The organism is Paenibacillus sp. Paensp38 (assembly GCF_059491915.1).
The window spans coordinates 4,263,038-4,276,479 of sequence record NZ_CP168516.1; the positions used below are offsets into that span (position 1 = coordinate 4,263,038).

At 46.8% G+C, this 13,442-nt stretch carries 9 protein-coding genes; 2 read left to right on the forward strand and 7 right to left on the reverse strand.

Annotated features, from left to right (window positions below):
• Positions 1-210: 210 nt before the first annotated feature.
• The 3 genes from ACEN8J_RS18900 to ACEN8J_RS18910 all read right to left on the reverse strand — a co-directional run bounded on the left by ACEN8J_RS18900 (position 211) and on the right by ACEN8J_RS18910 (position 5,213).
• Positions 211-1,278 carry a response regulator transcription factor gene (locus ACEN8J_RS18900; protein ID WP_341038686.1) on the reverse strand — a complete coding sequence of 356 codons (1,068 nt, stop codon included), beginning with the start codon at positions 1,276-1,278 and terminating at the stop codon, positions 211-213.
• Positions 1,275-3,074 (reverse strand): sensor histidine kinase, encoded by a 1,800-nt coding sequence (locus ACEN8J_RS18905; RefSeq protein ID WP_340931293.1) that lies wholly within the window; start codon positions 3,072-3,074, stop codon positions 1,275-1,277. Before ACEN8J_RS18905 ends, ACEN8J_RS18900 begins: the two co-directional genes overlap by 4 nt.
• 132 nt (positions 3,075-3,206) lie before the next feature.
• Positions 3,207-5,213: a beta-galactosidase gene (locus ACEN8J_RS18910; protein WP_165148306.1), complete on the reverse strand. Its 2,007-nt coding sequence runs from the start codon at positions 5,211-5,213 to the stop codon at positions 3,207-3,209.
• A 295-nt stretch (positions 5,214-5,508) separates the two neighbouring features.
• Between ACEN8J_RS18910 and ACEN8J_RS18915 the strand changes: the two genes are divergently transcribed.
• Positions 5,509-6,429: an AraC family transcriptional regulator gene (locus tag ACEN8J_RS18915; RefSeq protein ID WP_342425627.1), complete on the forward strand. Its 921-nt coding sequence runs from the start codon at positions 5,509-5,511 to the stop codon at positions 6,427-6,429.
• 151 nt (positions 6,430-6,580) lie between these two features.
• Here ACEN8J_RS18915 and ACEN8J_RS18920 read toward each other — a convergent pair whose 3' ends face one another.
• The 4 genes from ACEN8J_RS18920 to ACEN8J_RS18935 form a co-directional block, all read right to left on the reverse strand.
• On the reverse strand, positions 6,581-7,669 hold the full coding sequence (locus ACEN8J_RS18920) for a site-2 protease family protein (protein ID WP_029515850.1): 1,089 nt from the start codon (positions 7,667-7,669) through the stop codon (positions 6,581-6,583).
• 161 nt (positions 7,670-7,830) lie between these two features.
• Positions 7,831-8,016: a hypothetical protein gene (locus tag ACEN8J_RS18925; protein WP_340884302.1), complete on the reverse strand. Its 186-nt coding sequence runs from the start codon at positions 8,014-8,016 to the stop codon at positions 7,831-7,833.
• A 62-nt stretch (positions 8,017-8,078) separates the two neighbouring features.
• Complete coding sequence (locus ACEN8J_RS18930; protein ID WP_495593848.1) at positions 8,079-9,356, reverse strand: Tle-like phospholipase domain-containing protein; 1,278 nt, start codon at positions 9,354-9,356, stop codon at positions 8,079-8,081.
• A gap of 20 nt (positions 9,357-9,376) precedes the next feature.
• Entirely contained in the window at positions 9,377-9,676 is a 300-nt protein-coding gene (locus ACEN8J_RS18935; RefSeq protein ID WP_029515853.1) for a hypothetical protein, read from the reverse strand.
• 335 nt (positions 9,677-10,011) lie between these two features.
• Between ACEN8J_RS18935 and ACEN8J_RS18940 the strand changes: the two genes are divergently transcribed.
• Entirely contained in the window at positions 10,012-13,377 is a 3,366-nt protein-coding gene (locus ACEN8J_RS18940; protein ID WP_495593849.1) for a DEAD/DEAH box helicase, read from the forward strand.
• Positions 13,378-13,442 lie beyond the last annotated feature (65 nt).

The window sequence follows — 13,442 nt, forward strand, 5'->3', positions numbered from 1 at the left end:
CCTCCCCTATTTTGAAAATAACTGCTACCCACCGACAAATCAGTTGTTATTCAAAGCAGCTATGCCGCCGGTCTTCAACCTCTATTCAGCTCTGTGCGAACTTCATAAAGGCCAAATTCCTTTGTACAACTTGTTTTGTATACGCTTTCATTATAGAATGGGAGGTCACTTCTGCCATTGGACACCCTTAGCTTATTGGATTGGACTTTTTTAAACTTCCTTCCTCATTTCACCGGGTGCCATGCCAAAATGCTTTTTAAATACCCGATAGAAATAAGACACATCCTCATATCCTGCCATCTCCGCAACTGCTTTAATTGAGACCTGTTTATTGACCAGCCATTCTCGCGCCTTTTCCATTCTTCGCGCTACAATATAGTCCGTTACATTTTGACCATACTCCTGCTTAAATACCTTGCTCATATACTCCTTGCTCACAAAAAAGTTTTTCGCCAACTGCTCCAGTGTAATCGGCCCAGCAAAGTGACTGTCGATATATCGCCGTACCTCTTCTAAATTCAGCTTGTTTTTGTATTTCCGCTGCCGAATGAGCTGATCCAGTTCCTGAACATAGCACGACGATACGAATTCCAGCGCATGTTCTACAGAGGATACGGCATCCTGCGACAGTAGAAATCCTGCCTTTGCCGTAGAAGTATCCAGCCCGTTATCCGCTGCCAGCTCTTTCAGCAGGGAAAGAAGCTCCTGCACCAGCCTGCCCAGCATAGGTGGACTCGGCGCTCCATAACTCTCCAGCTCCTGCATAACCTGTCTGCAGGTTAGGTTCACCCCGTCACAGTTCAACTCATTAAAATAAAGACGCAGCAGTTGCTTATACCGGGTCAGCTTGTGAAAAAACTCATAATCCAGCTCCGTCGCTTCTTGCTGCTGTTCAGCAGCCTTGACCTCCAGATCGTTTTTGCATTTGAGCAACACTGCATTCAGCTCGGCAGGATTGACTGGCTTTAACAAATAATCGACGGCCTTGTAACGGATGGCATGTTTGGCATACGCAAAGTCATCATATCCGCTCACGACAATGATTTTTACATCAGGACAATGGTTATTTAGCGCTTGCAGCAGCTCCACTCCGTCCGCACCCGGCATGTGCATATCCGTAATCACAATATGGGGAGCTAACTCCCCGACTAGTCTGAACGCCTCGTCTCCGTCCTCAGCCTCACCCACTACCAACATTCCGAGTTTTTCCCATGTGCCAAATGTCTTCAGAATATCGCGATTCCACGGCTCATCGTCCACAATTAATACTCTGATCATACTTTTCCCTCCTCTGCTGAGATGAATGGAATGCGGATGGTAACACGTGTACCAACACCCTGCTCACTATCTATCATCACTCCGTAGTGCACTCCAAAATTCATCCGTATGCGTGAAGACACATTGCTCAATCCGATATGACTACCCTGCGCCCAGATCGGTTCCTCCGACGCGTTTTCCAGCTTTGCCCGTACTTTTTCCAGCTTGTCCGGGGTCATGCCGTTTCCATTATCGCAAACCGTAATACACACATCTTCTCTCATAATCTCCACTCGAATTCCCATTAGCCATGCCCCTGCCTTACGGTCAAGACCGTGCTGAAACGCGTTTTCTAACAATGGCTGAAGCGATAGCTTAGGCAGACGAATATCCATCGCCTGTTCTTCCGTCTCCACCTGAAACACTAATCTTTGGGGAAATCGACGTTGTTGGATGCGCATATAATGCCCTACATGGTCGAGCTCTGCGCGTAAAGAGGCCAAATCCTGAGGCTCCCGTACCACGTAACGGAACATCTCACTCAGCGACCGAATAACTTCATAGGTGTCCTCCGGCTTTTGAGAAAATACCATACTCCCGATCATTTGCAGTGTATTTTGCAGAAAATGTGGATGAATCTGTGCCTGGAGCGCTTTCAATTCAGCCGTCTTTTTTTGCAAATTGATACTGTATTCTGTCTGGATATGCTCGCGGATTCGGCCTGCCATCCCATGCAGACTTCTTTCCAGCAGTCCTATCTCATCCGGACGTGTACTTGGCTGTCCAACCGGCCCTTTGATCATATCCAGCTCCTGTACGGAACGTGCCAAATGAACAATCGGACGTGCAGTCCGCCATGCGATGAAAACGGCAATGCAGATGGAAACCAGGATTGAAATCACGCCGACGATGATACCATACAGCATGGTTGAAAAGGCGCTGTGGTTAATGGAGGAAGTGGGTACGATTTTGACCAGCTTCAGCCCAACTACATCCAGATCATTATAGAACACATAATGTTCAGCAGTTTGAATCATCCCGGGGCCCGGCTTAACGTCACGCAGAGCTGTCAGCACTCCTGCAGGAGGAGGCGACTGAAGAGCCTGTGCTGGATACATAACCCTGCCATCTGCATCTGTAATCAACACTTGATGCTGATCCCCTCGTCCCAGCAGGCCCAGCGTCTGATCGAATTGAGACCACAATACATCCAAAGAAATAGCTCCCGTCTGCTTTTGGTCTTCAAAACGCCGAATACTGCGCGTCAGAGTAAAGCGTTCCGGGTCAGTAGAGCTTGGGCGAATCAAATAATCCTTATTCGCTTGCCACATCTCGGCATACTGTGGGGGAATACCGCTCACCGTCGTAATTTCATTTTGCATGCTATTGAAGGTAAACAAGGTTTGCGATTGCTTCGAATAAAGCTGGATGCCGATCACATGACTTCCGGCCGAATAATACACATTCGCCATCGTATTCAGCATTTTTCGCTGGGCATTAAATTGGCTTGAAAGATTGTCAGGCTCGCGCTCATTCAAATAATCGCTCAGATCAGGACTGATCTGAATGCTGTAAATCAGATGATTCAGACGATCTAGCTGATCGCTGATATAGATCCCCGTCCATTTCATATTGGACATGTTCGTCTCTACCACTTCCGTTTCCATGGAAGCTCTGCTTTTCTCCGCAGCCAGCACCGTGACAGCAATGACCGGCAGCACAGACAAAACAACCATCGTCAAGATCAGCTTGAGCTGAATGCTACGTCGATACGGGGCCGTCAGCGCCCGGAACCAGCGAACTGCTCGGGTTGGCATAGCGATGCACTCCTCTTTCAGCCATATGCGAAAACGCCCCGCAATTCGCAGGGGCGCTTCATGTACCGGATACTCCCGGGGAAAACCTATATGATATTATTCGTAAGTTGGTTTCAGCTCATTATTCATCATTTACGCTTCTTCGATAATTATAACACCCCAAGGCTCTAATGGAAGCGTTTCTCCTTGGGTAACCGCATGCTCCCCAATCAGCTCCTTGCCGTCTCCATGCGGATAGACCACCGAGCCTGCTTGTTCAGAATAGTTAAAATAGTACCGGATTGTCCGTCCTAGCTCATTCGTGCCGGATTTAACAATGATCGGATAAGACGTTTCCTGATCCAGTCCCCATACTCCTGCCTTTTTGGCTACAGAGCTGAATAGTTCGCGGATGACCGCCGGGCTGACGATACAGCCGATATAGGTCGCTGTTCCCTGACCATAGCGGTTTTGCGTAATTGCTGCATATTTGCCCCAATGCGGGTGATCGTAATAGGCCAATACTTCGGCGGTCGTCGGGGTAATCAGCTCCATCCACGTATCTACCTGATTGTCCTCTGGTGCCACCCCAAAAGGATTATTCTTAAGCGTCACTTTCTTCGGCTCCACGAACAAGCTGTAATGAATGCCGCAGGCTTCGCTAATCACGCCCGGCTGTCGGGACGTTCTCACCTGCACATGCTCGTTGGTAAATCCGCTTCGGAATGTGTATACTACATGACCACCTTTTTCCACATATCGGTTCAGCTTCTCCAGTAGTGCATCTGGGGCAGAATAGAGAACCGGGACGATCAAGAGATCATAGTCGTCAAACGATTCTGTACCTGGATGAACAATATCTGTCCCGATATTCAGTTTATACAACTCGTCATACAAACGACGTACGATGTCATTGTAATTCAACGGACTACTCATATTAAATTTAAACCAGTCAATTGACGTCAATGCTTCGTTGCTGACCAGAATCGCCGTTTTATTTTTCTTTTTCAAGTTGACCAAATGCGGAGACAATCTTGCAAAATCCTTCCCTATGGTCTGTGCTTCCTCATACACTGGATTCGGCTCAAAATCATGGCTCAGCAGACCCTTCCAGTAGGTTTCGAAGGAATTATGGATGGAATGCCAGTGCCAGTATGCCACCATATTGGCCCCTGAAGCCAGATGGCTGAACGCTTGCAGACGCAATTGCCCCGGATAGGGAACCCAGTGGGTAAAAGCCTGCGCTTCCGTTTCCAGCACTAGATAGTTGTTATTTTTCGTCGAACGTGCCACATCGCCACCGAAGGAAATTTCAATACCAGTCAGGTCATCCTGTGATGGATGGTAAATATCCACCCCAGTCACATCAAAGGCTTGCGATGCCGCAAAGTGATCCACGTCTGGCTGAACACCAAAGGAATGACCTCTCCATTCAAAATCAAAGTTTTGCGTAATAAATTGGTCCTCCCGCTTATATTCCTTCACCAGCGCGACCTGCCATGCCAGAAAGTCCGTCACCAGCTTGCGCTGGAATTGGGAAAAGGCTGCGCCCAAACTTCCATTAATCGTTCCGACCACTGAAGGAAAGTCCTCCCAGCTATTGATGCGATTACTCCAATAGTCCAGACCAAATTTGCGGTTTAGCTCCTCCAGCGATTCGAACCGCTCTCGCAGGTACTTTACAAATTGCAATTGCACATTAGGCCCACTCGTGTTGTAATGCTTGGTCTCATTATCCGTCTGAAAGCCAATGACCGCCGGATGCTGACTCACCCGTCCGATCAGCTTGCGTATGATTCGCTCGGCATGAAACAGGTACACCGGGTTCGTAATGTCCATAATCTGGCGAGCACCATATTTGCCCGGCCCTTGAGGCGTTGTCGCCAATACATCAGGATGCTCCTTCACCAGCCACGTGGGTACGGCATAGGTGGGCGTCCCCACAATGGCTTCAATGCCCGCCTTATGCATGGCGTCCAGCACCCGATCCACAGAAGTAAAATCAAACACGCCATTTTGCGGTTCATGCGTACTCCAGGTGGATTCCGCAATCCGCACCACGTTGATGCCCGCATCCTTCATCATTTGGATATCCTGGTCCAAACGGTCATATGGCATATATTCATCATAATAGGCAACACCGTACAGTAGCTTTTTCATCAAGTCGTCCTCCAATTAGGTTCATCAGGATTTTGCAAAATTCGATTCCAGCCACTCCGAAGATCGGAGCACTAAGTGCATTCCATATACGGGCTAGTACAAATAGAGTACTGATAATTGAAACAGATATGTCAACATAATCCGCATCACTTTCAAAATGTCTATATATAAGCACTTTCTTTTATATAAAAGCTTATACAATAGTATTTGTAAGCGCTCTTTTATTATAGTTAAATGTTAGATACAATGAGATTGTCTAAGCGGTGTAAAATTTGCCCTAATCGAAGGTGATCTGATGATATTAAATCCTGATGTTGATCCATCTCTATTTCATGATTGCCAATGGCTGCCCATTATTGACTGGAATGTGAAATTTTTTGGCGCCCATATTCACCGGGTCCAAGCGGATTGGTGCATGCCGGAGGAATCTCATATCGGTTTTGAAATTGCACTCATTTTAGAAGGTCGTCAGGAAACGATTATGGAAAATAACGTATATTCGGTTGGAGAAGGTGATATTTTAATCATTCCGCCGGGTTTTAAACATGTGAGTCAGTGTGTTTCCCCAAACGGCATGTACTATTTTAGCTCTCATTTTAATGTCGATGATCCATTATTCCGTCAGGAAATGATTAAAAGCAATCAGCTCTTTTTTCCGGCGGGTACTGAAACGAATGCCAAGCTGCAAAAGGTTGTTCATAGCTGGATTGGCATGGTGCGGGAAAGCGGAGAATATACGACAGCAGACCGTTTTCGCATGCAGATTGCCTTATTTGAGCTATTCGGGATATTCTCGCAAATGATATCTACCAGTTTGGAGCCCAGAATTGCGCCTTCATCCGTTCAATATGCCAAAGCCATCATGGAAGCTATTCAATCGAGGTTTAAGCCTTATCGGGAAGATGAATCTGGCGAGCAAGCGTTCCGACTTGAAGATGTGGCGGCTTCTCTCGGGATCAGTCCTGGCTATGCCCAGGAAGTGTTCCGTAAGGTATACGGCTATTCACCACGTCACTATCTATCGGAGACCAAGTTGCATGAAGCTAAGGTGTTGATCCAGCAGGCCAATCTACCACTCAACAAGGTAGCTTCCCTGCTCGGATACTCCAGTCTGGCTCATTTCAGCAGACAGTTCAAGCGCTGGACAGGCACCAGCCCACTTAAATACCGCCAAACGTTAAAGCCGATTACTGATGAACAAAGGATTAAGATATAAGGACGGAGTGTAAAGGCTCCTCCGTGTTATTCAACAAAAAAAGAGCGTGACACCGAATATTGCGGTTGTCGCGCTCTTTTGACTCTATTTTCTATAAGCTGTACCCGTTGCCTTAATGATCTAAAATCTTGACCAAGCTCTCATCATCGGATCACAGCCTAATATCCCCTATATGCTGGTGCACCACATACATCATCCCCATCAGGAATACGGCCAAAGCCAAGTAACCGATGCCGAATTTCCAGCGCGATGATGCGGGTACTTCGTAATACTTATCATTTTCAAACGGAATATAATCAATCCCACACAGCAATCTGAGCTGGTACGCATCCGGCGTCGGTATATGTTCCACACCGTTCAGCCATACATCCTGGACAAGACACTGCTGTGGCAGCAGAAGTGTCTGCTCCACATCCAGACTTTCCATATACACCGTCACATATTGCTGCCCCTCTAAATCCGAGTAGGTATTAAAAGATAATCTGCGCGTGTGCTCCGGTCCAGGCAGCGGATATCCTTGTTCATACAGATGCTGTACGTTCACCAGTGGCTTTTGCAAAAAGGATTGGACCTTAGCCTCTTCTTTATTGCGTTTAACATATTTTTTGTACAAATCGTAGGCAAAGAACGCCCATATCAAGAAAAATAAAAAGGATTTTAAATATACTACGACTACAATTCCACCCAATAGACCCACCAGCCACAGCCAACGCGTCACTGCCGTGGAAATCCGTCCTCCGTCGAGCGGATGAATCGGCAGCAGGTTGATCAGGTTCAGGAAAAAGCCGACATACGAGAGCGCATACAACAGGGGACTGTCTGTTGCATAGGCTCCTGCGTATACTGCCATAGCCCCAATCGTCCCCAGTAACGGGCCGCCCATGGCCACATAAGCCTCTGTCTGCGCATCCAAAGGTTGACGTTTCATGGTGATCAGCGCACCGAGAAAAGGAATAAATAATGGTGCTGATACGGGAAGCCCCTTGCGCTTGGCGGCCAATACATGTCCCAGCTCATGTACAAACAACAGCAACACGAAGCCGACCGCAAATCCCCACGGGTAAATGATCGCATATGTGCTAATCGTTATCGCCATAGATATCAGCGCACCGCCAAATTTACTGAATTTTAAAAGGGCAAGTAACGACTTGCCTTTCAGAAGAAGCAATGCTGCTGCACTACCAAGGTACCATTTGGATGAGCCGGATTTGGAATCGGTCTTTTTCTCTTCATTTTGCAAAAGTATCCGTCTCCTTTCTCTAACACTTCCATTGTATCCTGCTATGTGCAGCTTGTAAAAACTTCTCTACCTTCATTACTGTACAGCGTCTGTACGTTTCATCAATTCAACATACTGAATTAACTCTGCCTTTTGTTGCTCTAAAGTATGAATTCTGTTCGTTAACCCGACAAAAAAGCTTCAATTTGGTCTCTGATAGCATTGGCCGAATGCCCAGTCCATTCATGCAGACGCCCATATAATACACGTGCCGCTTGTTCATCTGTGCGAAGTTTGGCGAGTAGCCAGGTCAGCTCCTTTTCGGCAAGCAATAGCTCTTCCAGTTCGACCCGTAATTGTCCGTTCAAATTACTGGCCACCTCCTATGTATTCATTTTTCTATATCGTTAGTACCTTGTTATTAGCGTTATTAGCTAATATCTGCCTGGATAAACTGCTCTATTTTGTACTCGAGATTGTAAAGGAATTCATTAGTCGTCCGTAAATGCCACTGACTAAATTCCATCATGGAGGAGTCAAGCTGTGTTACAATCGGCTGCAACCGCCGACTCTGACTACTGTGCAAATAGCGTGAAAGCCTGGCTCTGACACGTTGGAAATCTGCATCACATTGTTGTGCATTCGCCTTCCATTTTTCAGCTACAGCGAGTAGATGCTCCGGCATGACTTGAATCGTACCTGCTGAAGCAGATGTTGCCGCCGTTACCAGCGCTGCCTTTTGGAATTGAGTTAAGGTCTGTCCTAATTGATGTATCCAGCCGTCCACCGTTTCCATTAGGTTAAAGTCAGATGGAATACGCGGAGATTCCGCGATTCGTTCGCCTGTTACAGGATCATATAGCGGGTTGGATACATAGCCATTCTTATCAAACTTATAATGATTGAGTGAGTGATAGGAAGGCCCACCCAACGTGTTGTCCACTCTCTCTTTTAGTCCTGAGCCTTCATTAGCTGTTTGATAATTATTGTCAATATGGTAGGAAGCTCCTACGTGAAGATCGTACCCTCCCCCAATAAAGCTAGCTATCATATCACTGGGATGCAGAAAATTCGTAATTTGATGGTCAAACTCACCATTTTCTGCTTTCTCTCTGTACTCCGGTGTCAGACTGGAAATGACCGAAGGCGCACAGAATGTAACCGCATTTAACCCTGTATAAGCAGCTACATATTGTGCATTCCCTCCTCCCAGCGAATGTCCAGTTAGCGAGAAGTTGTAGTTTTTGTACTTGTTTTGTATATCCTTCGCATAGTCCTCTGCCTGATAGAACTGGTTCGAGCTGCCGAACAAAGCCTTATCTACGCTTTTTTCTTTCTCTCCCATCCAGTTGTTAAACGCCGTGAACCCTAAAGCGCCGTCCATTTTTTTCATTTTTTCATTATATTCATCTGAATGAATATTCAAACTACCGTGAATTTTGCGGTTAATTTCAGGAAGTGCAAGAGTCACATCGTTATACAGATCCTGTGGATCATCCGTTTCCGTCCCACGATAGGCGATAACGGCCTGTTCCGTTTCTTCGTTGTAAAATGTGACAGCGGCAAGTCCCGAATCCTCGCGATCGAGCGTGTCTAACACTTTCCAGCCGGGGAGTTCTTCTGATGGTTCAGCACCTTTTTTCATTTTTTTATAGGCCATTTCAGACATTATTTTATAAGTTTCGTCACTTACTTGAAGTGAACTCATACTATTTACACTCCTCTGATCTAGTGATTTTTCTTTTTATCTTGAAAGCCTGGATAAGTCCCATTTTCAATAAGCACCTTTTTTAGCTCGGGACTTATAGCAAAATTCGAAGTTTCCTGATTTTCATAGTTTACAGAAATCGTAAAATCCTCTTCTGCATGACCTATTACATTGCCACTTATATCTACCTTGTTTGTTACATAAGGAGGAAATTTTTTTGCATATGTGATTTCAACGTCTAGTTCGTATTTTTCCTTCAAATATTGAACAGCCGTAGCTTTCGCCTTACTGATCAGTTCAGCATCTTCGTCTTTATTCACCTTGTGGCATCCTCCCAGTATTAAAATAAGGGCTATCAACACCATCATTCCTTTTAGATATCGGTGACTGATCCTAATCATCCCTTTCATATGCGTAACATCCATTTTATATCCACAAAATCCCTTTTATAAATTGTACCTTTTCTTTCCAAAGACAATCAATACGCCATAAGACATGGGATAGGGTTAAGTCTACGGTATCAAATCGGTGTGGAAACCTTCCGTTCTTAGCTGATAAGTTTTATTTCTCGTATTACATTCCCCACATGTCCATCCTCCTGTCTGTTCTGTTATCATGTAGGAAAACGGAATAACCCAGGAAAGGATTACGAACCATGAGTTTTGAACTTACCCGACGAGCCATCAGACAACTATGCAGTCAAGCCGCTTATGACGACGGGGATGCCTATTACCGGGCCAAAAGAGTGGCCTTTACACAAATAGATCATGATGAAGGTGTATACGAAGCTACGGTCAAAGGAAGCAGCTTTTATGCTGTTGCGGCGATGATCCGATCCAATGGAAGTATCCGAGCAGAATGCACCTGTAGCACATTTCAGAACACCGGTCGATATTGTAAACATATCGCAGCTGTTCTCCTTAACGCCCATGATATACGCCGTGGAAAGAGTCTGTCTGTGCGCTCCTATGCCTCCAGACTTCATCCCGGTACTGCCCCAGATACAGCAGGAAGCCTAGATTCAGACGGGATGTACACATCTACAGATGCTTCATATGATCACACTGCTAGAACAGCACGATCCTCTGACATCACACAAGGCGATCTCCAGCTGACCGACAGTATGTTAAAACTATTTGAACGCAAGCGACCGCTTCGCAGCACGCCTACCCTGCTGGATACTCGTGCGGTCTTGGATTTTCAGTTCGTGATCCGACCTTTTGCCTACGGTTACCAAAAATATATGTTTGGTGTAGAAATGAAGGCTGGTCCCAAACGATTATATATCGTCCAGAAAATTCGTCCGTTTCTGGATAGTATTGACCGTGGGGATAGCTACATGTTCACGAAAAGCTTCTCGTACGAGCCTGAGCTGTACCGCTTCCGACCTGAACATGACGCTATTCTCCAGCAATTATCCCAGGTGTGCCACCATGAGCGTATGATTCGGGAAACCTCAGGTACATATTCATCTTCAGGTAGTCATATGAGCGGTGAACGAATGCTCCTCATCCCGCCTGCGGCTTGGGAAAAGCTGCTCCCCTTGCTGACAGCAGCACAGGGCGTCTACTTTGAAATTCACGGAAACATGAACGAGGGTATTCCCCAGTCCGACCTGATGCTTCCGCTGCAATTTGAATTTGATGAGGTTGAGGCCGAAACCGAAGGCTACCAGCTAAGCATACAAGGATTGGATGACTTGACCATCATGGAAGACTATGGTGTCGTCATTGCCGATGGCAAGCTTGTCAAACAGAAAGCCGACCCCTTACGGCGTTTGTCCGAGCTAAAACGGATGGTAGAAGTACACCACAGGCGAAAAGTTCAGATCGCGCCAGAGCAGATGGAATCTTTTATGGACAAGGTTGTACCCGGGTTAATGAAGCTCGGACGTGTTCATATGACACGTTCCGTCTCAGATCGGGTCACACAGCAGCCATTGAAGGCCAAGCTGTATCTGGACCGAGTAAGAGACAAGCTGCTGGCAGGGCTGGAGTTCCAATATGGGGATATCATCATCAACCCGCTGGAAACAGATGCACGAACGCCTGGTAACGACCGAATTCTGATACGTGATGGGGAACAGGAGCAACGGATTTTGGAGCTGATGGAGCATAGCTCCTTTGCCAGAACAGACAGCGGATATTTTATGGAAGATGAAGATGCAGAGTATGATTTTTTGTACCATACGGTTCCGCAACTGGAAAAGCTGCTGGACGTCTATGCTACAGGTGCAGTCAAAGCAAAAATAAACAATACTCTGCCTACCCCAAGGATACGCGCGGAGTGGGATGAACGTACAGATTGGCTTGAATTTAAATTTGATATGGAGGGCATACCGGAACCGGAAATTCGCAAACTGCTCAAATCGTTAGAGGAAAAACAGAAATATCACCGTCTGCCGAATGGTGCCTTGCTGCCGCTGGAAACAGAGGAATACAAGGAATTGATTCGATTCATGAATGAAACAGGTATCCGCAAAAGTGATCTGGATGCAGCCCAAATTCGTGTTCCCGTCACGCAAGGACTGTACTTAATTGATCCTCACGATCATGGGAAAAACCTGACTTTGGGTAAAACCTTTCGCCAGCTACTGGAAAATATACGCAACCCAGACCATCTCGACTTTCCAGTTCCAGACATGCTTGCCCCAATCTTAAGAGATTATCAGGTTTACGGCTTTCAATGGCTTAAGACATTGGCGCATTACCGTTTTGGGGGCATTTTGGCAGATGATATGGGGCTGGGTAAAACGCTGCAAAGTATCGCCTTTCTCGTCTCAGTATTGCCGGAAATCCGCAGCCAGCAGCTTCCAGCCATGATCGTGTCCCCTGCATCACTGGTGTACAACTGGCGGAATGAGCTGGAGAAGTTTGCTCCACATATCCGCGTTACTATCGCAGATGGCAGCCCGGAAGAACGCGGCCGGATCATACGGGATGCCGCCAGTTATGACGTCGTCATTACGTCCTACCCGCTGCTACGACGCGATGCAGATGTGTACAGCAAGCCATCGTTTCATACGCTCATTCTGGACGAGGCACAGGCTTTCAAAAATCATGCCACCCAGACGGCACAGGCTGTTAAGGATGTAAAAGCTCGTTACCGTTTTGCCCTGACAGGAACGCCAGTAGAAAATACGTTGGAAGAGCTGTGGTCCATCTTTGACGTTGTATTTCCTGCGTTATTTCCCGGCGGGAAAAGAGCGTTTCACAACCTGCCTCGAAATGTGATTGCCAAGCGGGTTCGTCCTTTTTTGCTGCGCCGTCTCAAGAGTGATGTCCTCAAGGAGCTGCCGGAAAAAATCGAATCCGTGCAGGTATCCCGGCTTCTGCCAGATCAGAAAAAGCTGTATACGGCCTATCTGGCCAAGCTCCAGCATGAAACGTTAAAGCATCTCAACGAGGAAGGATTTCAGAAAAATCGGATCAAAATTCTCGCAGGTCTAACCCGGCTTCGTCAGCTCTGCTGTCATCCTGGCTTGTTCATCGAAGGATATACGGGAAGCTCCGCCAAATTTGAACAGCTGTTGGAGATCATTACGGAATGTCTCAGCTCCGGGAAACGGATGCTCATTTTTTCACAGTTCACCACGATGCTTCAAATGATCGGACGCGAGCTTGCTCGAGAAGGAGTGTCCTACTTTTACCTGGATGGGCAGACTCCCGCTCTGGAACGAGTCGAACTGTGCAATCGCTTCAACGAAGGAGAACGCGAGCTGTTCTTGATTTCCCTAAAGGCAGGAGGTACTGGCCTGAACCTCACCGGCGCAGATACAGTCATACTGTATGATCTATGGTGGAATCCCGCTGTAGAGGAGCAGGCTACCAACCGTGCACACCGAATGGGCCAGAAAAAAGTCGTGCAGGTTATTCGTCTCGTCGCCCAAGGCACAGTAGAGGATAAAATGTATGAACTGCAACAAAAAAAGAAAAACATGATCGACCAGGTCATTCAGCCGGGGCAAGAAACCCTTTCGGCACTGACCGAGCTGGAGATTCGCGAACTGCTCATGATCTAGCTAATTCCACATGCACAAAAAGGTCCAATCACGGTAGAAATCTTCCCGTATTGGACCTTTTTGCT